Raw genomic sequence first — 26,925 nt, 5'->3', positions numbered from 1 at the left:
AAATCTGCGAGCACATCCTTAGACCGCAAACTGTCAATACAATTGAATCAGCTTTCGCTTTCAAGTCGATTGTAAATTCGCCTCAAGTAAACGTCTTTTTAATCCAGAGCGACTACTATATTGCTCATGCAGTTGTTTCAGCCGTGTTGAAAAATTAGCTTGTTGGTTTTGATAATCCGCTAAGTCTCGGAGTTTTAAAAGTAACGGCACTACTTCATCGTAAGATTTAGAAGTTCCTTTTTGAATAAGAGCCTCTACATCTTCCCAAGCAGCCGTTTCTCGCAGAGCCAAAGCTTCCAATTCTCTGACTCGTAAAGCTTCAGTTGCCTGTTCTTTTTTGCGATCGCTCTTTTTTTGTTCCTGTTCAGCGCTTTCTAAAAGCTGTCTAATTGTTCGTTCTCCTATACTGACATCTTCCATACCTTCCATCATTTGTGATAATCTTTTACCCAATTCAAAGGACAGATTAGATTCTCCTTTGGCTAACCGCAGTAAAAAGGTATCGCTTTCAGAACGATCGAGTTTTGTGATAGCTGCTTTTAGGCTATTTTCTGAAATAGAAGGTTTAGCCGCACTCGCAGTTGTTGCCACCTTTAGCAGATGCTCATCCAATTCAAAAGCATCTATAAAAGCCTCTAACGATGAAGATAATTTACCCAATCCAGGAGGAACAGGTGGCTCTAACTCTTCTTCATTGAGTTCATCAATATCAAGAGCGCTAATCGCTTTCAGCCAAGCCAGATAAAGTAAACGATAATCTCCCTGCAAAATTTCCTGCCGCAAACCTATCAAAGAGGATAGATTTCCTTCTCCCTCTATCCACCCAAAACCTTCTTCTTCCTCCCTAGAAATTTCTAAAATGACAAAATTATTAATTTCAGAAACAGCAATCAGATCTTCAATGCAATATTTCTGCATCCGTTCAACATCAATCAGACCTTTGGGAAAACGAAACATTAGTTGTAATGTTCCCCAATTAGCCATGTAAAACATGGCATCGAAGTATTGGATTAATAGGTCTTTTGGGTCGCCGCGAAAATCTCCATAGCTATAAGTAAATATCGCTTTAGTAGAACTTAGTTGTACGCGACTAGAGAGTAGGCTGACTGCTTCTTGTTCAGCTTTAGTCAAGGGTCTGTCGATGGTTTGAAACTCGTAGTATTGATATTCGCTCATAAAAATATATGGTAAGTGGGAAACTCACAGTTTTTAGACCGGAGAGGGTCATTCGATTTTAGATTTTAGATTTTAGATTTTGGATTGACCCCACGGATAAATTCGTGGGCTTGAGGATTTTCGATTTTAGATTTTGGATTGATTCCACGGATAAATCACGTGGCGGGTACCATCAAGAAATTCTTGGTCATTTTGGGTTACTGCAAATACATGGCAGAAATGGCAAAAGCTTGTTCAGGAGTACCGTAGAAACTGCCATTCTTGAACATACAAAGCTCATATTTTTCATTGCTGTAGGTGTAAAACCCCAGACTCCAAGATTCTGCATCGCCAAAGTAGCGCAGCCGACACAGGTGAATGGGGCTATTTCGCATTCGTTCTAAATATTCCTCGCGAGATACGGGAAAGTCTTTGGATGGAAAATCTGGAGGGCAATCAGGTTCTGTATAGGCATCAATGTAACAAAACTGACTGCGAAAGCGGATCTCTAGGCGAGTATACTTGCCAGCGTAGTTAGCTGCAGCATAATCGAGAACACGCTGCTTTACCTGTTGTTGAACGGCTGGAGGGATTTTAACTCCGCCTGAATTTGGATCTTTTACCCAAGGGGACATTTAACTGCTCCGATACGTTACTAACAGAGTTAGTCTAATTGAATTGGCAAGTTTAGTTGCTAACATTTAATTAAACTTTAGATTTAAGTTGCTCAAGCTAGAGCTTGAGCTAACTCCAACGAACCTGTACCTGTAACTCAAACTGATCAATTAGCTTTTCCTACTCTAAATCAGCAACGCCAATAGAGTTTACGATGGAATCTGTAGAATACCTAAAACTTCTCAGACTTAGCGATCGCACCTTAGACAATTATCCATTATTTAAATAATAAGCCAAAGAGCAGATAAATCCTGAGATTGTCGCCGAAGAAGCTCAGGAATGAAACAACCATAAGATGCAAATAAACTTTGTGGTTTACTCAAAATAGGAAAATTCGCGGGAGTAACAAATGAATCTTTATTTGGGAATAGATTTCGGCACGACGGGCGCGCGATCGACTGTCATAGATTCCCAGGGTACAATACATTGTGAGACAGAATATACTTTTGCCAACAACGGGCAACAACAGCCTGAATTGCCCTCGGTGTGGCAAAATGCGCTGTGGGCTTTAATTGAGCAAATTCCCCCAACAATCCGCAATCAGGTAAGGGCGATCGCCCTTGACGGCACATCTTCCACTGTCATGCTGTGCGATACCGACGGTATACCAGTATGCGAGCCGATTTTATACAATGATGCGCGCGGTGCAGCGGTGACAGAGAGGTTGCGGGCGATCGCGCCGGATAACCACACAGTATTGAGCGCTACATCCAGTTTGGCAAAACTCCTGTGGTGGCAGGAGGGCGGGCTAGAAGCCCACCCGACAGCACAATTCAGTCTTTGTGGAACAGGCATCTTGCCTGTTGTTGAGAAGCTTTATTTCCTGCATCAAGCTGACTGGCTGGCATTTCTGCTGCACGGAAAATTAGGAATTAGCGACTATCACAATGCTTTGAAACTCGGTTTCGATGTTGATACTTTGTGCTATCCGAATTGGCTGATTGAGGGAATTGCGGGCGCTGCAACTCCTGAATTGCCAAAAGTTGTCGCGCCGGGCACGCCTGTGGGGGAAGTGAGAGATCAAGTGGGCGATCGCTTCGGTTTTCCCCGCGATTGTATGATTTGTGCTGGCACAACCGATAGCATTGCCGCATTTTTAGCAAGCGGTGTCAATTTACCGGGGGAAGCAGTAACTTCTCTCGGTTCTACACTAGCAGTCAAACTGTTAAGTCATACCCGCGTAGATGATTCTAGATACGGAATTTACAGTCACAAATTAGGCGATTTGTGGTTAGTTGGAGGTGCTTCTAATACCGGGGGTGCAGTGCTGCGGCATTTTTTTACTGATATTGAGTTGGATAATTATAGCACACAGATTGATCCAGCACAAGAGAGTTTGCTGGATTATTACCCATTGTTGAAAAAGGGCGATCGCTTTCCGATTAACGACCCGAATTTGCCGCCCCGACTCGAACCGCGTCCCGCTGATTCTGTGGAATTTCTGCACGGTTTGCTAGAAAGTATCGCGCGGATTGAAGCGCGGGGATATCAATTATTGCAAGAATTAGGTGCAACTCCTTTGACAAAGGTTTATACGGCTGGTGGTGGTGCAAAAAATGCGGCTTGGAGTGCGATTAGAAAGCGTTATTTAAAAGTGCCTGTTGAAACGCCAATTCATACTGCGGCTGCTTACGGGGTGGCACTGTTGGCGATGCGGGGTGCGATGGGGATATAATGCTAATTTTCGCGCACCATCCACACTAAAAATCCCAATATTTTATCTACTGGAGGTAGCGGATAATCGGTAAGATCGATCGTCACTATTTGCCCTTCCAGCTTGAGAAACCGCCAAGCTGTGCCGCTGGAAACGCTGCCGTAGATGACGGAAATCGATCGCCCTTTCGCTTCATTAAATCTCTGGGCAGCCACCATTTCAGCAATACATTGACCCAAACCTACTTTCAAATCTCCTTTTTTAGCTTCCACAATCACAATTACCGGGGCCTCAACGTCTAATTGTTCCGGGGAACGGCTGATGATAAAATCGCAAACTCCTGTAAGTCCAACAGCTACATCGACATTAAATTCCTCACCCGAAAACACGCTGATTTGTTGGTTCAGAATCCTGCGAACTTCCAGCAATACAGGGTTGATAATAGCTTCAGAACGGGCTTTTTCGGTGCTAGTAGCGATCGCCCAAGGCAAATTTGTCTCCAGCATGGTCTGCAAGGTTGTTGCGGGTGCGATCGGCTCAATTTCCGGCAGAAATCTGATTCCTTCGACTGCTGTGAGATTGAAGGCTTCTTTAACTTTGCCGATCGTTGTAAATTGACTGTAAGGCATAAAATCTGATGTTGTTTTTATTTCTGCTTTTCTATTACACTCGCTGCAACTTAGCTGTTCTCGGATCGATGATTTTTCTGCCCAAACCCGTAAACTTAATTGCCAGATTAGTTTTATCGCCTTCTCCCAAAACGTGGGTAATTTCTCCAACTCCAAAAGCATGATGAAAAACCCGATCGCCCGTTTTCCAATCCGCCGATTGAGAATTCCCAGAATTAGCTGCTGAATTATTAGTTTTTCCTTTCGATGCAGCCGTTTTCCCCGCTTTAGTTTTCTTCGCACTTCCAGCCAGCAAATGTGTCGGCAATTCTCCTAAGAATAGCGAAGGGGTGCAGTGTTCCCGGAAACCTCCCCAAAGGCGGCGTTCGCGAGTGTGGGTGAGAAATAGCAATTCCTGGGCGCGAGTGATGCCGACGTAGCACAAACGGCGTTCTTCTTCGATCGCTTTCGGGTCGTCCAAACTGCGGAAATTGGGAAATAAACCCTGTTCCATTCCGACTAGAAATACTACGGGAAATTCTAACCCTTTGGCGGAGTGCAGCGTCATCAGCGATACGCGGGAATCTTCTTCCTGCAAGTCATCCAAATCGGATGCTAAAGATGCTTTTGCTAAAAATGATGTCAGCGTCGGTTCTTCGTTTTGTTCTTCAAATTGCAGCACTGCATTGTACAATTCTCTGACGTTTTCTATGCGATTTTCTGCTTCCTCGGTTCCTTGATTTTTCAAATCTTCAATGTAGCCTGAATCTTGGATAATTCCTTGGACAATTTGCGAAGCTGGCAGGGTTTCAACTTGCGATTGCCAACGACCAATCATTTCGGCAAACTTAATAATAGCTTTTGCCGATCGCCCTGCGAGAGTATTGACAGAAGATTCATCGCTGAGGATTTCCCACAACGGAATGCCCAATTGAGTTGCAGCGTCTTCGACTTTGGAAAATGTGGTATCGCCAATGCCACGCCGGGGAGTATTGATGATGCGTTTGAGGCTGACGCTATCGTCGGGATTGGCAAGCGTCCGCAGGTATGCTAGGATATCTTTGATTTCTTTGCGATCGTAAAACTTCAGCCCGCCGACAATATTGTAAGGAATGTCTAAACGCATTAATGCTTCTTCAAAGGAGCGAGATTGAGCGTTTGTGCGGTAGAGAATCGCAAAGTTACTGCCGTTTTCGTATTCGGAGTTTTGGCGCTTCAAGGAATGAATTTCACCTGCTACAAATTCCCCTTCCTCTAATTCGTTGTCGGCGCGCCAGACAACAATCGGAGCTCCCGGTTCGCGAGTCGGGCGCAGAATTTTCTCGATCCGTTCGGTATTGTGTTCGATCAAGTGGTTCGCGACTTGCAGGATGTTTTCGCGCGATCGATAATTTTCCTCTAATTTTACCATTGTCCGAGTTTTCTCGTCGGACAAACCATCTCCAAAATCCTCTTGAAATTCCAGCAAGATGGTATAATCTGCCATCCGAAAGCTGTAAATTGATTGATCCACATCGCCCACGACAAAAATCGAGCGATTTTGCCATTTATCAAAGTTTTTCGGGTCGGCGTTATTTGTCACCAACATCCGAATCAAATTGTATTGAGTGCGGTTGGTATCTTGGTATTCGTCAACTAAAATATGGCAAAACTTTTTATGCCAATAACTTAATACTTGCTCGTTTTGGCTCAAAAGTTTAACGGGAACGAGGATTAAATCGTCAAAATCTAGGGCATTGTTGGCTGCTAAAGCGTCTTGGTAGCGACTGTAAACATCGGCAATCACACGGCCTCGATAATCCGGTTCTGCTGCTAGGTATTCTTGAGGCGACAAGCCTTTATTTTTAGCGTTGCTGATGACATAGCGGACTTTTCGCGGGTCAAATTTCTTGTCGTCGAGGTTCAGGGTTTTTGTAACAATTTGTTTGACGAGACTTTGAGCATCTGACTCATCAAAAATTGAAAAGTTTTTCTTCCACTGGCGACCTTTTTCGTCTTGGTATTTTTCAATATCGTAGCGGAGAATGCGGCCGCACAAAGAGTGAAAAGTCCCCATCCAAATGTGTTTGGTAATTCTTTGGTAAATTTGCGATCGCAATTTCGTCTGCACATCCGGGGCTAAGTCTACCAAAGGTTTGCCATATTCCGCTTCAGCTTGCTGAGTTGCCAGCAATTTCTCAATTCTTTCTTTCATCTCCCGGGCGGCTTTATTCGTAAATGTCACCGCCAGAATATTTTCAGGATCAACTCGATGGGTGCGAACTAAGTTAGCAACTCGGTAAGTTAGAGCTCTGGTTTTGCCGGAACCAGCGCCCGCGACTACTAGCAGCGGCCCGTTATAATGGGCGACTGCTTGGCGCTGAGATGGGTTGAGGTGGCTGAGGAAATCAGTGGTTTGAGTCATAGCTAGAAAGTTAGTTTAATTTTTTAAGGGTAAATAATACTTGGTATGCGATACCGCGAGTTTTTTTAACGTCAGGTGCGCTTAGCGCACCCTATATTATAACTAGAACGGTAATTTTTTAAACTTTAAATATTTTTTTGCCAAGCGAGTTGTTTAATGTCAGGTACTCGGCGCGCACGCTACAGGATAACTAGATAGGTAATTTTTTTAACGTTTAAATATCCGTGTCAGCCAAATTGCTGCTAATATTCCCAAGCCAATCCAAATAGCAATAATCACAACAGCGGCAGTCCTATTTATCGGTTTTCCTCGCTCTATTTCTGCGGCTGCTTTTTCCCGACACTCGGCTAAAACCTGTGACGGAATCATCTTCAGTACCAGCCAAATTCCCAGAGGTACAATTATCAAATCGTCTAAGTAGCCGAGAACGGGTATGAAGTCAGGAATTAAGTCGATCGGGCTAAAAGCGTAGGCAACTGTAAGACCTGCTAAAATCCTGACGTACCAAGGTACTCTCGGGTCTGTACTGGCTAAATAAACAGCGTAAGTCTGTTTTTTGAGTCGGCGGGCAACTTTTTTTAAGGATTGCATATAATGACTAATGACTAATGACTAATGACTAATGACTAATGACTAATGACTAATGACTAATGACTAATGACTAATGACTAATACTTTTTTTAGTTGCTAAAAATGTAACAACCCGGATATTTAGCAATTTCAGTGGGAAGGTAAAGTATAGCATCTGTTGTATGTGAGGAGAATCAAGTTTATGAATTCAAATTTGCAACGTCGCGATCGCATTAATTTTCGTAGTCTGGTAACAGCGTTGTGTTTAACCTTAACTCTCGTGAGTTTTGTGAGATTAGATCCGGCGGTGGCTCAAGAACAGCGGATCAGAACGCTGACTGTTACTGGGCGGGGTGTGGAAGCGATTCCGACAACTCAAACGCAAGTGCGGCTGGGGGTTGAGGTGCAGGGGAAAACGGCGGCCGAGGTGCAGCAGGAAGCGGCGAGACGATCGTCCGCTGTGGTAGAGTTGCTGCGATCGCGCCAAGTCGAAAAACTCGAAACTGCCGGCATCACCCTCAATCCCATTTACAGCTACGAAAACAACCAGCAGCGCTTGACGGGCTATACGGCGACGAATACCGTCAGTTTTCGGATTAATACTGCATCTGCCGGCACTTTGCTCGACGATGCGGTGAATGCCGGAGCCACACGCATCGACGGCGTGAGTTTTGCCGCCGCCGAAAGTGCGATCGAACAAGCTCGAAAACAAGCACTCCGCAAAGCAACTCAAGATGCTCAAGCGCAAGCGGATGCAGTCTTGAGCGCCCTCAACCTCAAACGGGGAGACATTCTGGGCATTCAAGTCAACGGTGCGATCGCCCCGCCTCCAATGTATCGGCAGTTGGCTGCTGCTCGCAGTGCTGATGCTAATCCTGCAACGCCCGTGGTGGGAGGGGAACAGCAGATTGAAGCTTCTGTGACTTTGCAAATTGGATATTGATTGCAGCTTGCATTCTCAATGAACGTAAAATGCGATATCTGTTAGATACCCGACTTTTTCAAGAAGTCGGGTATCTGAGTGTTTTATTTTTTTATGTTTGTCTGCTGGTTGTCAGATAAAATATCTTAAGTATCCGACGATAATATGAGAAAATTTAATCAGAAAATATGAAAAGCAATTTTTATGACGCGATTTATTCACGATCGCTTTGCCAAAGACTTGTTGACAGAACTGCTGTCTCCCATCGGGACGGTGAATATCGGGCATGATGTTACTGCCGAAGTCCGAGAAATTGATGTTTATTTCATTCCAATGACTGTAATTCCTGAATACTCAGCAACTTTAGGGTTGTTGGGAAAAATGGCTGAGACGACGGCAATTTTTGAACCGTTTCGCAATCCAGTAACTGTCGGCGAAGTCATTAGCTGTATGAGTAAGTTATGGGATTTGCGAGGTGAATTGGAGCGGCAAGCCAGAAGAGAAAATACTCGCTATGATGATGCTAATTTTCCTACACTGTGGATTTTGAAACCTACAGCATCGAAAGCAATGCTGGAGGGTTTTGGCGCGATACCCAAGCCTGAGCATTGGATGGAGGGCATTTATTTTTTGCCGAGGCATTTGAAATCGGCAATTGTGGTGATTCACCAATTGCCCGAAACTCCCGAAACCATGTGGTTGAGGATTTTAGGGAAAGGGAAAGTGCAGCAAAGGGCGATCGGCGAGTTGAGCAGTTTAGCAACCGACGATCCGTTACGGACGATCGCGCTAGAATTGTTGTATCAGTTACAGTCAAACTTAGTAACCGAGCCCCAACAAGAGTTACAGCCAGAAGAGCGGGAGTTAATTATGGCGATCCCATCACTTTTTAGAGCACAGTTAGAAGCCGCACAGCAACAAGGAATTGAACAAGGAATTGAACAAGGAATTGAACAAGGAAGACAAGCACAACAGCGCTTAATTTTAGAAAATTTTCTACAAGTACGATTGGGAGAAATTAACTCAAAAATGACTGTTTTCTTGTCTCCAATATCAAAGTTACCCGCTGCGGAATTTACGATGCTGTTGCTGGCAATATCGATGCTAACCGTCGATGAAGCAGGAAGACAACAAGCGGTGAGATTATTAGCAGAAAATGTTTTGAGAATTCGCCAAAATGAATTGGGAGATATTCTGCCTACGGCCCTTACCAATTTACTAGCAATGCCTGTCGAGCAATTGACATTGTTTGTAGAACAATTGCCTCAGTTATCGGGTGATGAATTGAGAGCAAGGTTGGCAATATAAAATACGGAATCTGTTAGATACCCGACTTATTAAAAAAGTCGGGTATGTGGTTTTATGTTTTTTTAGGTTGGCTTAGTTAGAACTATCTAATTTATCCATCGCTCAATTACCTCCCATTCTGGGTCAAAAACTAGCAATTTTACTAGAGTTGGAATAGAAGCTTATATCTCTCGCTTTCATGGCTTTTTCAATCGCTTTAGGTAAAGCGGTAAGTTTCTCTGTATTAACATCTAAGTCACATGACCACCAACGTGGAACTAAACAAGAATAGTGTTGAAAGATATGACAGTTACTACACCATTCCCATAAATCACCATTTAGAACAAATGTTACCCCTTCAATTTCTGTCTTAATGGGTTTTCCTCCTATGTAATACCAGCGACACAAAGCAGTAACTCCACAAACAGGACACGGTGCTGATAGATGGAGCGACTCTTGAGATGCCTGAAACACATCTTGCCACGCTGCTTTATGCTCAGATGGCACTCCAGTCCAATTATCCTCCCTTGAGACGATCCCTTCGAGCCGAAAAACTATCTCTGCCCCTTTTTGTTGTGGGTACCAACCTCGATCGAGGGCGTGTAAGATAGCTCTCCTTACCAACCAAGGTGAAATGATGTTACCGTACTCGACCCAGGTAATCATTCTTTGTCCTGGATTGTCCGCACACTCTACAACAATTGCCATACCAGGTTCATCGTCTGGGTGGACAACCCAGCGGTATTCAACATCATTAACCTTGATTAGCCTCGTGCCTTTTTTAGCAAGTGCCATAAACCTAAAACACTGTACGTGTATTCGGATATTTTACCGCAGACTTTCGATCGATCGCACTTACCTGTAATTTTGCATAAGTTCGATCGATCCCTAACTTTTAGCGTGACATACGGCAAAGTGCCGTATATAATGGATAAATGAGATAAACCGTATTTTGTATGACTAAAACTACTAAATCGGAACCGTCAGCCCGATTGGAGGCTCGTATCAGTCCAGAGATTAAAGCCCTTTGGCAAAAAGCCGCTGACTTAGAAGGACGTACCCTAACAGATTTCGTCATCGCCAGCGTTCAAGCAGTCGCTTCCAAAGTTATTGAACAGCACCAAAGACTGAAACTTGACCTTGACGACAGCGAGGCTTTCGTAAATGCCCTCCTGAATCCAACCCAGCCGAATCAAGCTCTCAAAGCAGCAGCCTTGCGCTACAAACAAGTGATGGGCGATGGTACTCACAATTGAACTCTTAGATAGCAGCAGACATCACAGAGAGCTTTTTTGTTGTGGACAAGATAGTTTGGACAACTACATCCGTAAACAAGCTTCTCAGGATCTCAAAAAGAAAGTCGCCATCGTATTCGTTTTAGTGGAGTCTCCCAACACTGATGTGATTGCCTATTATACGCTTTCTGCATACACCATTGAACTCGCAAATTTGAATGAATATTTTGCAAAAAAGCTGCCCCGCTATCCCCTTCTACCTGCTACATTGCTCGGTCGTTTGGCAGTCGATCGTACTTATCAAGGTCAACATCTCGGCGAGTTGATTCTGATAGATGCTTTGACAAAAGCACTCTTGGCAACTGCACAAGTTGCATCTCTCGCTGTCATTGCAGAAGCTCTGGATGAGCCAGCAGCCAATTTCTATCAAAAATATGGTTTTCAAAAGTTCAAACAAAACCCGATGAAGCTTTATCTACCCATGAAATCGGTTGAAGAACTTTGTCAAAATTCTAACATTTAGTTGATTTTGTTAAAAACCGATCGCCAATCCCACTCTCCAACCCCGCCACTGCAGACGCGCGATCGCCCTTACCTCTAATTTTGCATAAGCTCGATCGATCCCTAACAAACTGAACGCAATCCAATTACTACCGGATCGGCGCTCAAAGTACCCGATATCGACTACAGTAAACACAAAATATTATTGGCGGTGATTTGAGTGATTGAGACTTTAGCAACAGGAATCGCAGCAGCCGGTTCGCTGCTAGCATTGGGCGGATTGGGCCTAGAGTTGAACTATCGCCGGAGTGGGAGTCCAAATAAACTAGAACTAACAGCCGGAGAATGGCACTTAGCCGTAAACGAACCAAACCGCTATCTTTTAGTCGGGGAAATGGAGTTCCGCAACCTGACACAGCGGTTTGAGATTATGTTGCCGGAAGTGCGGGCACAGGTGAAACTGCTGTCAGACGGAAGTTTGGATGGCGTTACCTCCCAGACAAAGGTGATTCCTTGCCACAAAGAGGCAGCAGCCAGAGCAGACGATTACTGGTTCGGCTATATTGTTAAAGCCCAAAAAACCACGAAAATTAAAGTCTCTGTAGACATTCAAGGGCAAGATTTAACCAAATTGCAGTCAGCTTGGGTGCAAGTACACTTCGTCACCTACGGCCCAGGCGGGCGCATTCCCAAAGTCCGTAACGTAGTAGTCCCGCTGCAATTTCCCAACTCCGACACCGTACCCATCGCCCGAAATGTCGGAGTTGCAGAAGTCTTGCCGATTCGCACTCACATACTGGCAGAACTCGACAATCCCGTCGAAATTGTCAAGCGGTACGTGCTGCCGCGCGCCCAGAAAGGCGATATTGTCGCCCTGGCAGAAACTCCCCTAGCTTTGATGCAGGGACGCTACCGCCATCCCAGCGAAGTCAAACCCGGATGGGCGGCAAAGCGAGTGTGTTTGTTTTTCTTGCCCACGTCGAGTTTGGCCACGGCTTGCGGAATGCAGACGTTGGTTGATGTAGTCGGCCCTTGGCGCGTAGTCGCAGCATTTGCGATCGGCGCTGTGGCTAAAATATTTGGTAAACCGGGAGTCTTTTACCAACTAGCAGGGGAACAAGCCAGACTGATCGACGACGTTACCGGGACTTTGCCTCCCTTCGACCAATTTATTGTCCTAGGCCCGGACAATCCCCAGAAAGTTGTAGAAGAAATTCAACGAGAAACCGGACTTGCGGCGGCGATCGTAGACGCTAATGACTTGAAAGCAGTTAAGATATTAGCAGCGACCTCCGATTTATCGGTAACATTTTTAGAGCAAGCCTTGCGAAGCAACCCCGCCGGGAATGCTGACGAGCGAACACCGGTCGTTGTAATTCGACCTCTGCCACAAAAATCTTGAGTTGAAAACAGAAAATTAAAAATTCAAAAAGATGATTTGCAATTTTTAATTTTCGATCGAGCAAGAAAGGGAGAAGAATCAAAAGTTATAAGTTTTGAACTCAAAATTTACCCATTCAAAACTCAAAACTTCTCTAACTCTTCCCCTTTCTGAATTTTTATTTTTAAATTTCCATTCTCCACTTTTATGCTATGACTTCATTTCCCTCCCAAAACCAAAACCAGGTTGTGATTCGCCCGTTTCAGTATCGCGATATCGAGGTGATGGAACAACTGTGCGCGGAAACAGCCGAAGAGCCAGAAAACAGCAAGGGCGGAAGCTGCGACGTGGTACTCGGTAGAAAGTTGCAGCAGATTCGTCGCTGGTACGGACTACTAAAGATTTTTAGCTTGTTTCCTAACCCTTGTCAGTCCCTGTTCCGGGCCCATGTTGCCGAAGAAGAGGGGAGCGTTAAGGGCATAATTCAGATTTCTCCTTTCAACCGCACCCGCAGCACTTGGCGGATCGATCGCATAGGAGTAGACCCGGAAGCCCGCAGCAAAGGAATTGGTTCCATGCTGCTGCGGTACTGCTTTGAGGCAGTCTGGGAGGCGCGGACGTGGCTGTTGGAAGTGAATGTCGGCGATAACACTTCCTTGGCTTTGTACCGGCAAAACGGGTTTCAGCCTTTGGCCCAGATGACTTACTGGACGATCGCCCCAGAACGTCTGCAAGAAATGGCAAACTCGACCCCAGATTTGCCCAACCTGCTGCCTGTGAGCAACGCCGACGCTCAGTTGCTCTATCAACTGGATACCGCGTCTATGCCGCCGCTGGTGCGCCAAGTATTCGATCGGCACATTCAAGATTTCAAAACCAGTTTTTTCGGCGCTTTAGTCGAAGGTGTCAGACAGTGGCTGGGCAAAACCGAGGTAGTCAGCGGCTACGTGTTTGAACCGCAGCGCAAAGCCGCGATCGGCTATTTTCAGGTGCAGCTATCCCGCAACGGCCAGCAACCGCACGTCGCCCAGTTGACTGTACACCCGGCCTACACTTGGCTTTACCCAGAACTGCTGTCCCAGATGGCGCGCCTCGTTCAAGATTTCCCGGTTCAAAGCCTGCAACTGGCTTCCGCTGACTATCAGCCGGAACGCGAAGCTTATTTAGAGCAATTTGGAGCAGTGCGCGTGGAACACAGTTTGCTGATGTCGCGATCGGTGTGGCACAAATTGCGCGAGTCCAAGTTGGTCTCTCTCGAAGGACTCCAGCTATCAGAAATGTTGCAAAGCTTCCAGCCAACTCGCAAACCCGTACCGGGCAGGATGTCCTGGCTCGGCCCGATGGCAGGGGAAGCAGCAGCCGGGCCGGCATCCTCCGAGATAAAACCCCTCTTGACTGACTCAGGAAACAGCCAAACGAATCAAGTTAACCCCTTGAACTTCCAAAATCCCGAATCCTCGGCAACAGATAGCAGCAGCATTTTGCCTCTAAAATTGCCCGAATTGCCTCTAGACGAAGGCTCCCAAGAGAAAAGTTAATACTTAATAGTGAAAAGCAGAAGGTAAAAGGTAGAAGGCAGAAAAAAATAGAATTAATTATCCAAAAAATTCCTTTTTTCGGTCATAATTCCAAAATATCCCTTCTGCTTTTGATTGATATCAACTGAAGATTACCTATTTTCTTCTTACTTTCTTCTCTTATTCCTTCGCGCACTTCGCGTCTTCGCGGTTCGTCAAATAAGATTATTTACGCGAAAAAAGAGTAAATCTAAAATCTAAAATCTAAAATCTAAAATTGATTGATTAATTGATAATGTCCAACGATAAATTATGGATTTCAGCACTGGGATTAGATATCGGCCTCAAACGAGTCGGCATCGCCGGGTGTGACGGCACCGGTTTAATAGCTACGGGCATTACAACACTGGTACGATCGTCCTTCGAGCGGGACGTAGCTTATCTCCGAGAACTCGTGCGAGAGCGGAGAGTGCAAATTTTGGTTGCAGGCTTGCCCTACTCCATGAGCGGAGAATTGGGTGCTCAAGCCCGACAGGTGCAGAAATATGCGGGTCGCCTCGCCGCCGCCTTAGAGCTCCCTCTAGAGTACGTGGACGAGCGCCTGACTTCGGTTGAGGCAGAGGAATTGATGAAAACCGCAGGGATTTCGGTGTCGCAAAATAAGGGTTCGATCGATCGCAAAGCAGCGGCCCTGATTTTGCAGCAGTGGCTAGACGAGCGGAGGCAAAATATCTCCGCCCTTCCCAATCCTTGATAGCTTGTAACAGAGGCGTGATATCCTGGTTGTGCAAGTTTGCTACGCACACCTGTAACCCTTGACAAACTGGAGAAAATTCTGCTGTACCCTCGGTACTGAAGAAGCACAAAATCGTGATTTGTCCTCAGTGTCGCTTGCTGACTCGACTGAGATTTAAACGCTGCACTCCTCGCCTGTAGAAAAGGCCGCGAGTCTCGCGGTTTAAGCTTGTGGACTGGCGATAGTCGCCCACTTAGCCAGAATATCGCCACGAAAATTCCCAATTGTCAAGCCAACGTTACTGAATTATTGACGGAAAATAAGATACACGCGATGTCCTCATCCCCATACCGCAAAAAAGAGAATGGCAATTCCAACGAAGAGTCCGTCACCCTGACGGATGAAGTTGGGCGATCGCTGACTTGCAACATAGAATATTCTATGAACCTAGAAGGTCAAGAATACGCTTTGCTGCTTCCGATTGACTCACCCGTAGAAATTTTTACTTGGCAGGGAGACGATACCGACGAAGCAGCAATTCCTGTAGAAGACGAGACCGAAATTGACAAAATTTTTGATACAGCTAAAGTTGTCCTGCAAGAGCAGAATTTGACGCTCCGACGCACAGCGGTGACGCTGACTGTGGTTGGCGAATTGCCGGAATTTCCCGAAGAGGATATGGCATCCGATGTCGATCCAGATGAGGAGTCGGAGTTCGAGGAATTGATGTGGCTGACCAGTTTCTACCACGAAGAACAGGAATATGCGATTTATACGCCTTTAGACCCGTTCTTTATCTTGGCTAGAATGAATGATGACGGCAAGCCAGAATTGCTTTCGGAAGAAGAGTTCCAAAGGCTGGAACCGATGTTACCTATGCTGGAAGACCAGTTCTTTGACGAGCTTGATTAGATATTAATTGCAGCCACAAGGCCTGATGGCAAAAAGCAGAATTTTTTACTATTTTATAAAAAAGTAAACTGCTCGCCCGATCGAACTTTTTCGAGATGGCCGCTTCTGCCTTCGCGATCGGGCTTTTGAATTGGGCCGCGTGAATTGGGTCTTTTAAAGGGCTTGTATTTGTAACTTTTCGGTCATCAATCGCAGGTCATCAGTCATTAGTCGCTAGTTAACCGCCGCTTATCCAGGACAACGGACTATGAATAAAGAACAAATGACAAAAGGCAGCACGCGCGAGGGCCGAAAAGGAACTCCGCAAGTCTCTAAATGGTTGTTTTATCTGGCGTTGCTGCCGGCAATCTGGGGGGTTTGCGCTTGGCAGGGCTGGGCTTGGTGGAGCTGGGCTTCGGCGCCACCTAAAATCACATCCTCATCGGGGAATCCGGCAGAAGATGCTGCTGTTTCGATCCAAATCCCGGAGGGTACTCCCAGTCAAAAAATCGGCCGGGATTTAGAGGCTGCGGGGTTGATTCGATCGAGTTCGGCATGGAATATGTGGGCCCGCTGGCTGACTCTGCAAAACCGCGAGGGAGGTTTTCAAGCAGGAACTTACCAACTTTCCCCTACTCAGCCTCTGAGTGCAGTTGCTGACAAAATTTGGAAGGGCGAAGTCGCACAGCAGAGTTTCACGATTCCAGAAGGGTGGTCGCTGCAACAAATGAGCGCTTATTTTGAAGCGCAAGGTTTTTTCCCGGCTAAGGATTTTATGGCGGTGGCGAGTCAAGTTCCCTACGCTCAGTACCCTTGGCTACCGAGCGGATTGCCTCACTTGGAAGGGTTTTTGTACCCGGATACTTATCAGCTAGACGGTGATGCAATTAGCCCGGAAGCTGTCATTAAGCAAATGCTCGATCGCTTCGAGCAGTTGGCTTTGCCGATCTATCAAAAAAATCAGAAGAATACTAAGCTGGATTTGAAAGAGTGGGTGACGCTGGCTAGTATTGTAGAAAAAGAGGCTGTGGTTGCTTCCGAGCGGAACCGTATTTCTGGAGTATTCAACAACCGTCTGAATAAGGGTATGCCCTTGGGTTCTGACCCGACGGTTGAATACGCTCTCGGCATCAGGCAAACTAAGGAAAAGCCTCTGACTTTCAAGCAGGTGGAAACGCCTTCTCCTTACAATACTTATATAAATCCAGGACTACCCCCAACTCCGATCGCATCTCCGGGAATCGCCAGTCTGGAAGCGACTCTGACTCCTGAAAATACAGAATACCTGTATTTTATGGCGCGGTACGACGGCACTCACATTTTCAGTCGCACTCTGGCCGAACACAATGCTGCTGTGGCTCAAGTTGACCAAAAAGTGCGATCGACTCAATAGATGGGTAATGACTAATACAAAAGTAAAAAGTCAAAAGTAACCAAGGAAAAGCCATAATTATTCACTTTTGATTTTTTACTTCTTCAATCTTTAACTCCCAATTTCTTATTTCTCAATCTAAAATCTAAAATCTAAAATCTAAAATCATTATGACTTGGGGTAAACTACTACAGCCTGACTTAGTTCTAGGCGATTCAGTCATGAAGTTAACGGCTGATATTCTGCAGAAATATCAGATTAAAGGATTAGTGTTGGATGTGGACGAAACTCTCGTTCCCATTACGGCAATGAATGCTTCTCCTGAACTCAGCTTGTGGGTGCAAGAAATTAAACCCGTGGTATCGCTATGGTTGGCAAGCAATAATTTAAGTCAAAATCGGATCGGTCGAATTGCTGATTCTTTGAATCTACCTTACATCACGGGTGCTGCTAAACCGTCGCGCCGCAAGTTGCGAACAGCAGTGACTGCAATGAATTTGCCGGTGGAACAGGTGGCGATGGTGGGCGATCGACTTTTTACTGATGTTTTAGCTGGCAATCGTTTGGGTATGTTCACTATTTTAGTGGAACCAATGGTTGATGCTGGCTATGCGCTTCGCAAGTATCCGGTGCGCTCTTTTGAAGTTTGGGTTTCTCAAGCTTTGGGGGCATCTCTGAAAATTAAAGATTAAAAATGGGCATGGGGAATTGGGCATCGGGCATTGGGCATTGGTAATTAGGAATTGGGAATTGGTAACTAATGGCAACAGACAACAGTCAACAGTCAACAGTCAACAGTCAACAGTCAACAGTCAACAGACAACAGACTAAAACTATTGTTGTTAAAATTGGAACTTCGACTCTGACTCGATCGACTACAGGAAACTTAGCTCTTTCAACTATTGCTGCATTGGTCGAAATTTTAGCTGATTTGCGGCAGCAAGGTCATCGAGTAGTTTTGGTTTCTTCGGGTGCAGTTGGGGTGGGCTGCGCGCGCTTGGGTTTGACGGAACGCCCGCGAAACATTGCTCTGAAACAGGCTGTGGCGGCTGTGGGCCAAGGGCGGCTGATGCGGGTGTACGATGACTTGTTTACTACTCTGCAACAGCCGATCGCTCAAGTATTGCTCACCAGGGGCGATTTAGTGCAGCGTAATGGTTATGTTAACGCTTGCAATACTTTTGGGCAACTGCTCAGGTTGGGTGTGATTCCGATCGTCAATGAAAACGATACAGTAGCGGTAGACGAGCTCAAATTTGGCGATAACGACACGCTTTCGGCGCTGGTGGCGAGTTTGGTGGAAGCAGATTGGTTGTTTGTACTCACAGATGTCGATCGGCTGTATTCCGCCGATCCACGCAGCAATCCAGACGCGCAGCCGATCGCCCTAGTCCAAAGTATGGCACAGCTCACAGAATTTCAGGTGCAAACAGGAGATTCCCGCAGCGGCTGGGGAACCGGCGGAATGGTGACAAAAATTGAAGCAGCCAGAATAGCAACTGCATCGGGAGTGCGGACTGTCATCACTGACGGCTGCTTTCCTGGTAATATCGAGAAAATACTCAACGGAGAGTCGATCGGTACTCAATTCGAGCCTCAACCGCGCCCTGTAAACGCTCGCAAACATTGGATAGCTAACGTGCTAATTCCAGCAGGAAAACTATATTTAGATGCGGGTGCTGTCAAGGCAATTTCCCACGGCGGAAAATCGCTTTTAGCTGCGGGTATTGCTCAAGTAGAAGGAGAATTTCAAGCTGATGATTCCGTACAGTTGTGTGACGCAGCAGGCAAGCAAATTGCTAGAGGACTTGTGAATTATAGCAGTTTAGAACTGAGACAAATCCAGGGCTGCAAGTCAGAGAAAATTGCTGAAATTTTAGGCTATGCAGGCGTAGAAACGGCGGTACACCGAGATAATTTAGTGATTGTTTAAACTATCTCGTTTCCGGTTGCATCGGAATCATAAAATCGAGTCAACAGTTAACACTCAACTATTCAGTTTTTCGACTCGGAGTTAACAGTCAACCGATTTTAGATTTTAGATTTTAGATTTTTAACAGTCAACAGTCAACAGTCAACCGATTTTAGATTTTTAACAGTCAACAGTCAACAGTCAACAGTCAACAGTCAACAGTCAACAGTCAACAGTCAACAGTCAACAATCATGAGGAGTGCAACTGGAATTGATATTACTAAATATCGAGAAAGTCGATCGGGCAATGAGCGAAGGCAGAAATTGAGGATATTTGCAGCACAGTCTTGCAAGAATTTGTTTGGCTGTGTCGGAATAACTCGTTCATTGCTTCTGTAAACAGTTCAAATACATTTTGTGCTAATTCTAAAGCTGCTTGGCATTCCGCATTAGTAAGTTTAATCTCTGCTAAAACTTCCAACATCTCTGGCGTGTTTAAAAGGTGATAATTTTCTAAACCCCCATAACATCCTCCAAAATCAACATATTCTTTTTGAGTAATTTGCTGTAATTCCATTACCACTGCTAGCGCCGCCTCAAAAAAAACTTTTGCCGTTCCTTCGAGGACTTCCACTAACACCAGTTTTTGAATGGGAGAAGCTTTCCAAGCGTAGCGTTCGATCACTGAACATAGCGATCGAGTTTTTTTAGTTTCTTCACCCCAAAGCAGTCTGAAATCGCCGTAACTCATTAATTGGTTTAAGCCTACTTCCTCTAGGTATTCTAGATAGTCGTGCCAGTAATAGTTTTTTTTATAAGTATATTTATTAATGAGTTCCTGAACTTTGCTATTACTAGAAGATTCTCGCAATACATATTTATTTAAATCGCTCAATCCCACAGCCAAAGGAGCGAGTACAGGTGCCAAAATTAGTCGTTGATTCGCGTGAATGTGTTTATTGGCTAGAAAGTCAAACAAGGGCAATTTTGCAAACTCTTGCTTTTTGGGTTCAATGAATGCTACAATGGCTTTCATACTTTTTTCGCCTGAATGGTTCCTGTCAAGATAATCTTCATACCTTCGTTAATTATCTATATTTTCGAGCCTAAATAATTGTGTTTATTATCATACATATTTGTATTTGAGATCATAGGTAAGAGTGTTGACAGTCACACGAAATTGTGACTTGTATCATATTGTGCCCGAAGTTTGAGCATCTTGTTCGCTAGAGATAAAATCTTATACATTTAGATTTCATATTTCAGGCGTTGCTCAAAGCCACCCCACAAGAGTTTGATTATTTATTTACAGGGAATTTAAAGGCTGATTAGCTTATATAGCAATCCTAAATCATTTGTGAATTTCTTACTCCCTCCCCTTGATAAGGGGAGGGTTGGGGTGGGGTAAAAAGTTTACGACTCCTGCAAGGGTTGCTATATACGCAAGTGCTCATTCTGCTCGCACTGCTAAAAAATGCTTTTTACAAAATCGGGATGCTCCCTGCAAATCAGTCCTAGACGCATAGAAGTCTCGAAACCCGGTTTCTTCGCAGATTCCTCGCTGCTAAACCCAGATTTCTCGTAGAAACCGGGTTTCTTTAACCCTTGCTTTTATTGCTTCTTCCCTCTTTCCTCTTCCCTCTTCTTATTCCTTCTTCCTTCTTCCTTCGGTCATAAGTCTCCAAACGACAATTTCCAATTCCCAGAATTGCCTTTAGGTGCGTTCTGAGTTACTCTATCTTTTGGATCAGTTAACACAATTATAGGAGTTAATCTTGGAACGGACTTTTTTAGCGATTAAGCCCGACGGCGTACAGCGCGGACTCGTCGGCGAAATTATCGGTCGTTTTGAAGCCAAGGGCTTTAAGTTAGTTGGTATGAAGCTAATGACGGCGAGTCGCGAACTAGCGGAACAACATTATGATGTTCACAAAGAAAAAGCATTCTTTGCTGGATTGGTAAACTTTATCACTTCAGGCCCTGTAGTGGCGATGGTGTGGGAAGGCGACGGCGTTGTGGCATCGGCGAGAAAAATCATTGGCGCCACAAATCCTCTGAATGCAGAACCTGCGACAATTCGCGGAGATTTTGCCGTCAATGTCGGCCGTAATCTCATTCACGGTTCTGATGCTGTCGAGACTGCCCGTGCGGAAATTAGCCTTTGGTTCAAGGAAGAAGAATTGAGTGCTTGGACACCTTGTTTAACTCCTTGGATTGTGGAATAGTTTTGATATTCTCCCGATGGTTAATCGGGAGATATGGCTTTTCTCAGATAGATGATATCGATTCCGGTTGCACCGTCGGTGATTGTTGACTGTTGACTGTTGACTGTTGACTGTAGAAGGAGGGGTCAAAAAAATGAAAATTGCGCGAATTATTTGTTGGCCTCGGGATTCGACTTTACGCCCGACGATGAAGCGCGGATTTGATATCATTCCGGCGCAGCCAGAATTGATCTGAAATATCGTGTGGCTGACTCACTCATAACCGTAAAATATAGAATAGTTTGAGATTTTTCCTGGTTACCAGGAAGCTCCTGGTAACGAGAAGAAAAAACGTTAATCGTAACTTAAAAACTCCAAATAATTATTAGTCAATTCTTTGACTGCTAATTCGTAAAACTGCTGACCTTGTTCGGGGGTTGCTAAGCCCGGATTTGAACCCATTCTCCCGTCGGGAAATCGGCGGCGGAAGTCAGCAGCACCGTAAATTTTGTGCCCGGAAGCAACTTCTTCCGAAAGCGGAGCTTGCTTGATTGCTTCTGGATAAAGGTACTGGGTTAAGGCGATTTCGCTGGGGGTGGCGTGGGAACCTTCTTGGTTTCCGTATAATTCTTTTGCTAGTTTGTAGACTGAGCCACACATAAACCAGTTGCCGATTTGACACTGGATTCTTTCGGCATTTGGTAAATTCAAGTCAGACAAATGCGCGTATGTCTCGGAAAATGCTGCTTTCATTGTCGCAATGTTGCCACCATGACCGTTAATGAAGAAATATTTATCAAATCCCGCTTTTGCCAAAGATGTGATATAATCCCTGATTACCAGTATCAGAGTTTGCGGTCGCAGGCTAATTGTGCCGGGAAAGCTGGTGTGGTGCAAGGCCATCCCTACATTAATTGTCGGGCCGATTAAGGCATTGGCAGCTTCGCCGACACCGCGGGCGATCGCATTCGCAGCAATGGCGTCAGTTCCGATCAAGCCGGTGGGCCCGTGCTGTTCGGTGGAGCCGATCGGGATAATTATGCCTCGCGAGCTTTCGAGATAAGCTTCTACCTCGGGCCAGGTACTCAAATGCAGCAACATGATAGGCAGTCTACAGAATTTTTACTTGCTATCGTCGATCGTAGCCGGCACGGGAAAAAAAAGGACTTTGGGCCAACTTATTATTGTATTCTTAAAAAAAGCTCTACAGTGCGATCGCACCTTTACCGTTATATTACTTAACGTTAATAATTTAACCACTTGATAATCAAAACTTTACCTTTTAATAACCTTTTAAGAGTAGTATAACTAGCATCTCCCTCTAGATTGGGTGTTACGTGGTCAATTAACAGCGGGCAATGTTTTATGAAATTAACACCGACCCCGAAAAATGACCAGACTTCTGAGGCCTGGACGCAGGCAGACAGCGCGGTTCCGGCAACTGCTCTACGGCTGTATTCCTTACACGAGCAAGTAGCAAAGGTCGAGCGCGTGTCTGTGGGATGGACGGGCGAAAGATTCTAAGCGATCAAACTTTCTGGCGATCGTTCGTACAAGCGATCTCCGCGCGAGAGTACCTCAGCTACTGAAGAAGGTACCTCGCGCTAGCCACATACAAACATCACTCCCAATTATATTTATGTCTTCTGCTGAATTAAGCGAATGTCCTTCAAGGTTGGCTGTTGGACAAGCCGGCCGTATCTTGTTATTGGAAGGTGAAGATCTGTTGCGGGAAATGCTAGCTTTAGCCCTTAAAGAACAGGGCTATGAGGTGGTAGTTACTAGCGACGGGCGCAACGCTCTGCCTTCTGTACAGGCTGCTTCGTCATACCACGGTGAATTTGCCTTTAACCTGTTAATTATGGATTCAATTAACGGTTTAGATCTGTGTCGAATGTTACGGCATCAAGGAAATCCCGTCCCTATTTTGATTATCGGTGCTAGAGGAAGTGCCAACAATTGCGCTTTTTACCTAGAAGCCGGATCTGATGATTATCTGACCAAGCCTTTTGGAATGCGGGAGTTTATCGCTCGCTGTCGGGCGCTGATGCGACGCCAGCGCCTCGGTCAGTTACAGCAACCGATGATGCTGCAATATAAGAGCATAACTCTATATCCTGAAGAGTGCCGCGTGTTGGTTCGTGGTCTGGAAGTGAAATTTTCTCCTAAACAGTTTCGCTTACTAGAACTATTTATGAGTTATCCCCGGCGAGTTTGGTCTCGCGATCAGTTGCTAGAAAAAATTTGGGGTCAAGATTTTATCGGAGACAGCAAAACAGTTGATGTTCACATCCGCTGGTTGCGCGAAAAGTTGGAAATCGATCCGGGCCAACCGGAATATATCATTACGGTACGCGGGTTCGGCTATCGATTTGGTTAAATTTTTAAATCACTTGTAGGGTGGCAAATTGCCGTCGAACAGACGTAAGGGCACAACATTGTTGTGTCCTTATTTGTCTATTAGGACTTACCCACGTACTATGATTTTCTGTCAGAAGAGAACTTAGTGAAGCAATCTCAAACCCTTGATTTAACGCCATTGAGTGCGTAAGTCCTGTGTATGTAGGGCTTGCTGAATAAAGGCAGAAAGCACGCTATAGCGGTTCTCAAAAAAGTGAGGTATGCCCTATGCCCTATGCCCTATGCCCACGGAGGCCTATGCCCTATGCCCATGAGTACCTCATCTTTCTGAGAAAGGCTATAGATCAGGGTTTTAATTTTTTTTGACCGAGCAAGTGCAAGTTATAGCATCAGCACACCTCAAAACCCTTGCACTTTCGTGGGAAGTCGCTGGGTAAATTTGAGAAATAAGCAACGCCCTATTTTTCAAGCTGTGTGGCGCGAGCTTATTCGCTATATAGACTTTTTAAGCCAGCCCTATGTAAGGTGGGCATCGCCTAGATGAAGACTAGCTTCAGTCGGTTGTGTTAAAAAAGGTTATGGTTCAGAGCAAGGATTGTATCAAGGAGTAGGCCCCAAACCTGGCTTTAGGATAAGTGCCTCCTCCCTTCTGGCTTCAGAATAAGTGCCTTTAAGATACGTGCCGTTTGATGAATCTGTCGCACTTAGTCATTAAATCATGGTTAATTTATGACTATGACGCCGTAAATAAAACGCACAAGGATATGAAGATCGAGGATTCTCATTATGAACAGAACTAAATCTGCTGGTAGCTTCGCTACCAAAACTGCTCGCTCTCGAACCCTGCGAACAGTTCTGATAGTTCCTTTCGTCTTGCAAATTTTTGTGGCGGTGGGACTGGTAGGATATCTCTCATTTAAAAACGGACAAAAGGCAGTCAATGAAATTGCCGATCGACTGATGGCAGAAGTAGGCAGCCGCGTCAAACAAAATCTGGGTACTTATCTGACTGTACCCCATCAAGTCAACCAGATCAATGCTGCGGCGATCGATAACGGTACCTTGAACCTGCAAGATTTACCTGTTTTACAGCGTCATTTTTGGCGGCAGCTTCAGATATTTGACACGCTCACTTTTACGGGTTTAGGTTTAGAACAAAGAGACAACTTGGGGGCAGAAAGGCTTGACAATGGCTCGCTGACTTTGAGAGTATCAACAGCAGCAAGTAACTATGATTTTCGTACCTATACTACCAATAAATCAGGGCAGATCGGCGCATTATTAAACAACAAAACTAATTTCGACCCGCGCACTCGCCCGTGGTACAAAGCTGCGGTAGCTGCTGGCAAACCCACCTGGAGCGAGATTTATCCCAATACGGCCGGCATTACGTCTTATCTCGGCGCATCTATACCTTTCTACGACAGACAAGGAAAATTACAAGGGGTGCTGCTAACTAATATTAATTTGTCCACCATTGGCCAGTTTTTGCAAAGCTTGGAAATCGGCAAAAGCGGACAAGTTTTTATTATCGAGCGTTCGGGAATGTTGGTCGCAACTTCGACCGGAGAAAAACCGTTTCACACCGTAAAAAAAGACTACGGAGCCGAACGAGTGAAAGCAATTGACAGTAAAAATACTTTTACCAAAACCACGGCTCAATATTTAGCAGCCAATTTTAACAAGTTCCAATCTCTGAAGACTTCGCAGTCACTAGAATTTGATGTTCAGGGTAAAAAACAATTTTTACAAGTTCTGCCTTGGCAAGATGACAAAGGATTGGATTGGTTGATTGTAGTTGTGGTTCCCGAAGCAGATTTTATGGCACAAATTAATGCCAATAATACTACGACAATTTTGTTGTGCGCTGCTGCTTTAATTGTGGCGACAATTGTCGGAATTGTGACGGCTAGGTGGGTAACAAAACCAATTTTATCTTTGAATGATGCTGCTAAAAAAATTGCGCGAGGTGAATGGGGTAAAAGTGTAATAATTAACCGCGATGATGAAGTCGGGGAACTTGCAAATTCATTTAATAGTATGGCGGCTCAAATGCAAGTATCTTTTGCGGAATTGCAAGCTTTAAATACCGAATTATCGGAGAGTAAAAGCAGACTTTACCAAATTTTAGAAGCGGTTCCAATCGGGATATTTGTCGCCGATTCTAGCGACAAACCTTATTATATTAATTCTCGCGCTCTGGATTTATTAGGTACAGATAAAGTTGCTAACAATCCGTCCGAACTTCGAGAGATTTATCAAGCTTATCTAGCAGGTACTAACGAAATTTATCCCGCCGAAAAAGATCCAATTATCAATGCTTTTAAAGGAGCGAGTGTTAATGTTGACGATATGGAAATTCGCCAGCCTGATAGGGTTATTCCGATCGAGGTTTGGGGAACGCCCATCTATGATGATAAAGGAAAGGTGAGTTATGCGATCGCAGCTTTTGCCGACATCACTCAACGCAAACAAGCCGAAAAATTGGTAGCGGAATACAACCGCACTCTCGAATTCCAAGTCGCCGAAAGAACCCAAGAACTTAAAACAGCATTAGACAACCTGCAAACCACTCAGGAAGAGCTGATTCAATCGGAAAAAATGGCAGCTTTAGGCCAATTAGTCGCCGGAGTTGCTCACGAATTGAATACTCCGCTGGGTGCGATCCGATCGAGTGCTGGAAATATGACTCAATTTTTGGGTCAAACTCTCACCAACTTGCCCTCACTGTTTCAGTCACTTTCGCCCGCAGAATCTGAAAATTTTCTCAAATTACTGTATCGTTCGCTACAAAAAGATATGACTTTAACAGCTAAAGAAGAAAGGAAGTTAAAGCGCGCTTTAATTAGTCAACTCGAAGGTGAAGACATTGACGAAGCGGATGATATCGCCGACACCTTGGTAGATATGGGGATTTACGAGGCCGACGACTTTCTATCTCTGCTGCTTCATGTCGATCGCGATCGCATCTTAGAAATGGCTTACAAACTCTCAGGAATCCAGCGAGGAACCCAAACAATTAATACCGCAGCCGATCGCGCTTCTAAAGTCGTCTTTGCCCTGAAAACTTATGCCCGTTACGACTCATCAGAAGCGATGGTTCAATCTAATATAACTGAAGGAATAGAAACCGTACTTACACTGTATCAAAATAACCTCAAATACGGCGTAGAAGTGATCCGCAACTTCCAAAAAATACCGCAGGTGCTGTGCTATGTAGACCAACTGAATCAGGTATGGACAAATCTGATTCACAACGGCCTGCAAGCGATGGACAATAAAGGCACATTAACTCTAGATATCCTTCAAGAAGGCAACTCTATCAAAGTTAGAGTTACAGATAGTGGCAAAGGAATTCCTCCAGAAGTCATGCCCAAAATATTCGCTCCCTTCTTCACAACTAAACCCCCCGGAGAAGGCAGCGGTCTGGGTCTTGATATAGTCAGAAAAATAGTTGACAAACATCGCGGTCAAATAGAAGTTGAATCTGTCCCCGGCAAAACTACTTTTACCGTTATTTTGCCTGTAAATCTCGCTTGA

Annotated in this window: 25 protein-coding genes; 16 read left to right on the top strand and 9 right to left on the bottom strand. The window is 45.0% G+C overall.

Annotated elements, in window-relative coordinates:
* Positions 1-60: 60 nt before the first annotated feature.
* Complete coding sequence (locus QUA43_RS06635; RefSeq protein ID WP_333372119.1) at positions 61-1,176, bottom strand: hypothetical protein; 1,116 nt, start codon at positions 1,174-1,176, stop codon at positions 61-63.
* A gap of 197 nt (positions 1,177-1,373) precedes the next feature.
* Complete coding sequence (locus tag QUA43_RS06630; protein WP_333372117.1) at positions 1,374-1,790, bottom strand: hypothetical protein; 417 nt, start codon at positions 1,788-1,790, stop codon at positions 1,374-1,376.
* Between the two features lie 389 nt (positions 1,791-2,179).
* On the opposite strand from QUA43_RS06630, the gene QUA43_RS06625 reads away from it, so the two are divergent.
* Positions 2,180-3,505, top strand: coding sequence for an FGGY-family carbohydrate kinase (locus QUA43_RS06625; protein WP_333372115.1), 1,326 nt, complete (start codon positions 2,180-2,182; stop codon positions 3,503-3,505).
* A gap of 2 nt (positions 3,506-3,507) precedes the next feature.
* Here the strand turns inward: QUA43_RS06625 and QUA43_RS06620 are convergent, their stop codons facing one another.
* The 3 genes from QUA43_RS06620 to QUA43_RS06610 form a co-directional block, all read right to left on the bottom strand.
* A complete protein-coding gene (locus QUA43_RS06620) occupies positions 3,508-4,113 on the bottom strand; it encodes a hypothetical protein (protein WP_333372113.1) in 606 nt (201 codons plus the stop codon).
* Between the two features lie 34 nt (positions 4,114-4,147).
* Positions 4,148-6,496 (bottom strand): DNA helicase PcrA, encoded by a 2,349-nt coding sequence (pcrA, locus tag QUA43_RS06615; RefSeq protein WP_333372111.1) that lies wholly within the window; start codon positions 6,494-6,496, stop codon positions 4,148-4,150.
* A gap of 207 nt (positions 6,497-6,703) precedes the next feature.
* Positions 6,704-7,087 (bottom strand): YkvA family protein, encoded by a 384-nt coding sequence (locus QUA43_RS06610; RefSeq protein ID WP_333372109.1) that lies wholly within the window; start codon positions 7,085-7,087, stop codon positions 6,704-6,706.
* Between the two features lie 181 nt (positions 7,088-7,268).
* Here QUA43_RS06610 and QUA43_RS06605 point away from each other — a divergent pair, with 181 nt between their 5' ends.
* Entirely contained in the window at positions 7,269-8,009 is a 741-nt protein-coding gene (locus QUA43_RS06605) for an SIMPL domain-containing protein (protein WP_333372107.1), read from the top strand.
* 183 nt (positions 8,010-8,192) lie between these two features.
* A complete protein-coding gene (locus QUA43_RS06600; protein WP_333372105.1) occupies positions 8,193-9,296 on the top strand; it encodes a flagellar assembly protein H in 1,104 nt (367 codons plus the stop codon).
* Positions 9,297-9,419: 123 nt separating this feature from the next.
* Here the strand turns inward: QUA43_RS06600 and QUA43_RS06595 are convergent, their stop codons facing one another.
* Entirely contained in the window at positions 9,420-10,070 is a 651-nt protein-coding gene (locus tag QUA43_RS06595; RefSeq protein WP_333372103.1) for a hypothetical protein, read from the bottom strand.
* Between the two features lie 161 nt (positions 10,071-10,231).
* Between QUA43_RS06595 and QUA43_RS06590 the strand changes: the two genes are divergently transcribed.
* A complete protein-coding gene (locus QUA43_RS06590) occupies positions 10,232-10,531 on the top strand; it encodes a DUF1778 domain-containing protein (protein WP_333051545.1) in 300 nt (99 codons plus the stop codon).
* Positions 10,515-11,033: a GNAT family N-acetyltransferase gene (locus tag QUA43_RS06585; protein WP_333372101.1), complete on the top strand. Its 519-nt coding sequence runs from the start codon at positions 10,515-10,517 to the stop codon at positions 11,031-11,033. Before QUA43_RS06590 ends, QUA43_RS06585 begins: the two co-directional genes overlap by 17 nt.
* Before the next feature lie 9 nt (positions 11,034-11,042).
* Here the strand turns inward: QUA43_RS06585 and QUA43_RS06580 are convergent, their stop codons facing one another.
* Positions 11,043-11,207, bottom strand: coding sequence for a hypothetical protein (locus QUA43_RS06580; RefSeq protein WP_333372098.1), 165 nt, complete (start codon positions 11,205-11,207; stop codon positions 11,043-11,045).
* 24 nt (positions 11,208-11,231) lie between these two features.
* Between QUA43_RS06580 and QUA43_RS06575 the strand changes: the two genes are divergently transcribed.
* The 7 genes from QUA43_RS06575 to proB all read left to right on the top strand — a co-directional run bounded on the left by QUA43_RS06575 (position 11,232) and on the right by proB (position 18,841).
* Entirely contained in the window at positions 11,232-12,413 is a 1,182-nt protein-coding gene (locus tag QUA43_RS06575; protein ID WP_333372096.1) for a F420-0:Gamma-glutamyl ligase, read from the top strand.
* A 191-nt stretch (positions 12,414-12,604) separates the two neighbouring features.
* Positions 12,605-13,930, top strand: a complete 1,326-nt coding sequence (locus tag QUA43_RS06570; RefSeq protein WP_333372094.1) for a GNAT family N-acetyltransferase — start codon at positions 12,605-12,607, stop codon at positions 13,928-13,930.
* A gap of 274 nt (positions 13,931-14,204) precedes the next feature.
* Positions 14,205-14,663: a Holliday junction resolvase RuvX gene (ruvX, locus tag QUA43_RS06565; RefSeq protein ID WP_333372092.1), complete on the top strand. Its 459-nt coding sequence runs from the start codon at positions 14,205-14,207 to the stop codon at positions 14,661-14,663.
* Between the two features lie 315 nt (positions 14,664-14,978).
* Positions 14,979-15,557, top strand: coding sequence for a DUF3727 domain-containing protein (locus tag QUA43_RS06560; protein WP_172188895.1), 579 nt, complete (start codon positions 14,979-14,981; stop codon positions 15,555-15,557).
* 247 nt (positions 15,558-15,804) lie between these two features.
* Positions 15,805-16,929, top strand: coding sequence for an endolytic transglycosylase MltG (gene mltG, locus QUA43_RS06555; RefSeq protein WP_333372090.1), 1,125 nt, complete (start codon positions 15,805-15,807; stop codon positions 16,927-16,929).
* Between the two features lie 149 nt (positions 16,930-17,078).
* Positions 17,079-17,600, top strand: a complete 522-nt coding sequence (locus QUA43_RS06550; protein WP_333035333.1) for a YqeG family HAD IIIA-type phosphatase — start codon at positions 17,079-17,081, stop codon at positions 17,598-17,600.
* A 68-nt stretch (positions 17,601-17,668) separates the two neighbouring features.
* A complete protein-coding gene (proB, locus tag QUA43_RS06545; RefSeq protein WP_333372088.1) occupies positions 17,669-18,841 on the top strand; it encodes a glutamate 5-kinase in 1,173 nt (390 codons plus the stop codon).
* A 259-nt stretch (positions 18,842-19,100) separates the two neighbouring features.
* On the opposite strand, the gene QUA43_RS06540 is transcribed toward proB, so the two are convergent.
* Positions 19,101-19,856 carry a hypothetical protein gene (locus QUA43_RS06540; RefSeq protein WP_333372086.1) on the bottom strand — a complete coding sequence of 252 codons (756 nt, stop codon included), beginning with the start codon at positions 19,854-19,856 and terminating at the stop codon, positions 19,101-19,103.
* A gap of 739 nt (positions 19,857-20,595) precedes the next feature.
* Here QUA43_RS06540 and ndk point away from each other — a divergent pair.
* A complete protein-coding gene (gene ndk, locus QUA43_RS06535) occupies positions 20,596-21,045 on the top strand; it encodes a nucleoside-diphosphate kinase (protein WP_333238417.1) in 450 nt (149 codons plus the stop codon).
* Positions 21,046-21,378: 333 nt separating this feature from the next.
* Here ndk and QUA43_RS06530 read toward each other — a convergent pair whose 3' ends face one another.
* A complete protein-coding gene (locus tag QUA43_RS06530; RefSeq protein ID WP_333372084.1) occupies positions 21,379-22,125 on the bottom strand; it encodes a creatininase family protein in 747 nt (248 codons plus the stop codon).
* Between the two features lie 264 nt (positions 22,126-22,389).
* On the opposite strand from QUA43_RS06530, the gene QUA43_RS06525 reads away from it, so the two are divergent.
* The 3 genes from QUA43_RS06525 to QUA43_RS06515 all read left to right on the top strand — a co-directional run bounded on the left by QUA43_RS06525 (position 22,390) and on the right by QUA43_RS06515 (position 26,925).
* Positions 22,390-22,548, top strand: coding sequence for a hypothetical protein (locus QUA43_RS06525; protein ID WP_242720953.1), 159 nt, complete (start codon positions 22,390-22,392; stop codon positions 22,546-22,548).
* Positions 22,549-22,663: 115 nt separating this feature from the next.
* A complete protein-coding gene (locus tag QUA43_RS06520) occupies positions 22,664-23,404 on the top strand; it encodes a response regulator transcription factor (RefSeq protein WP_333372081.1) in 741 nt (246 codons plus the stop codon).
* Between the two features lie 767 nt (positions 23,405-24,171).
* Positions 24,172-26,925 carry an ATP-binding protein gene (locus QUA43_RS06515; RefSeq protein WP_333372080.1) on the top strand — a complete coding sequence of 918 codons (2,754 nt, stop codon included), beginning with the start codon at positions 24,172-24,174 and terminating at the stop codon, positions 26,923-26,925.

The sequence above is a fragment of the Microcoleus sp. N9_B4 genome, assembly GCF_036701635.1.
Classification (GTDB): Bacteria; Cyanobacteriota; Cyanobacteriia; order Cyanobacteriales; family Microcoleaceae; genus Microcoleus.
The sequence above is the reverse complement of the archived record's forward strand: the minus strand, read 5'-3'. Positions and strand labels throughout refer to the sequence as shown.

Bases quoted from the DNA above. Each gene is read 5' to 3' on its own strand.
- QUA43_RS06635 (WP_333372119.1), bottom strand. From the start codon at position 1,176: ATGAGCGAATATCAATACTACGAGTTTCAAACCATCGACAGACCCTTG.
- QUA43_RS06630 (WP_333372117.1), bottom strand. From the start codon at position 1,790: ATGTCCCCTTGGGTAAAAGATCCAAATTCAGGCGGAGTTAAAATCCCT.
- QUA43_RS06625 (WP_333372115.1), top strand. From the start codon at position 2,180: ATGAATCTTTATTTGGGAATAGATTTCGGCACGACGGGCGCGCGATCG.
- QUA43_RS06620 (WP_333372113.1), bottom strand. From the start codon at position 4,113: ATGCCTTACAGTCAATTTACAACGATCGGCAAAGTTAAAGAAGCCTTC.
- pcrA (WP_333372111.1), bottom strand. From the start codon at position 6,496: ATGACTCAAACCACTGATTTCCTCAGCCACCTCAACCCATCTCAGCGC.
- QUA43_RS06610 (WP_333372109.1), bottom strand. From the start codon at position 7,087: ATGCAATCCTTAAAAAAAGTTGCCCGCCGACTCAAAAAACAGACTTAC.
- QUA43_RS06605 (WP_333372107.1), top strand. From the start codon at position 7,269: ATGAATTCAAATTTGCAACGTCGCGATCGCATTAATTTTCGTAGTCTG.
- QUA43_RS06600 (WP_333372105.1), top strand. From the start codon at position 8,193: ATGACGCGATTTATTCACGATCGCTTTGCCAAAGACTTGTTGACAGAA.
- QUA43_RS06595 (WP_333372103.1), bottom strand. From the start codon at position 10,070: ATGGCACTTGCTAAAAAAGGCACGAGGCTAATCAAGGTTAATGATGTT.
- QUA43_RS06590 (WP_333051545.1), top strand. From the start codon at position 10,232: ATGACTAAAACTACTAAATCGGAACCGTCAGCCCGATTGGAGGCTCGT.
- QUA43_RS06585 (WP_333372101.1), top strand. From the start codon at position 10,515: ATGGTACTCACAATTGAACTCTTAGATAGCAGCAGACATCACAGAGAG.
- QUA43_RS06570 (WP_333372094.1), top strand. From the start codon at position 12,605: ATGACTTCATTTCCCTCCCAAAACCAAAACCAGGTTGTGATTCGCCCG.
- ruvX (WP_333372092.1), top strand. From the start codon at position 14,205: ATGTCCAACGATAAATTATGGATTTCAGCACTGGGATTAGATATCGGC.
- QUA43_RS06560 (WP_172188895.1), top strand. From the start codon at position 14,979: ATGTCCTCATCCCCATACCGCAAAAAAGAGAATGGCAATTCCAACGAA.
- mltG (WP_333372090.1), top strand. From the start codon at position 15,805: ATGAATAAAGAACAAATGACAAAAGGCAGCACGCGCGAGGGCCGAAAA.
- QUA43_RS06550 (WP_333035333.1), top strand. From the start codon at position 17,079: ATGACTTGGGGTAAACTACTACAGCCTGACTTAGTTCTAGGCGATTCA.
- proB (WP_333372088.1), top strand. From the start codon at position 17,669: ATGGCAACAGACAACAGTCAACAGTCAACAGTCAACAGTCAACAGTCA.
- QUA43_RS06540 (WP_333372086.1), bottom strand. From the start codon at position 19,856: ATGAAAGCCATTGTAGCATTCATTGAACCCAAAAAGCAAGAGTTTGCA.
- QUA43_RS06530 (WP_333372084.1), bottom strand. From the start codon at position 22,125: ATGTTGCTGCATTTGAGTACCTGGCCCGAGGTAGAAGCTTATCTCGAA.
- QUA43_RS06525 (WP_242720953.1), top strand. From the start codon at position 22,390: ATGAAATTAACACCGACCCCGAAAAATGACCAGACTTCTGAGGCCTGG.
- QUA43_RS06520 (WP_333372081.1), top strand. From the start codon at position 22,664: ATGTCTTCTGCTGAATTAAGCGAATGTCCTTCAAGGTTGGCTGTTGGA.
- QUA43_RS06515 (WP_333372080.1), top strand. From the start codon at position 24,172: ATGAACAGAACTAAATCTGCTGGTAGCTTCGCTACCAAAACTGCTCGC.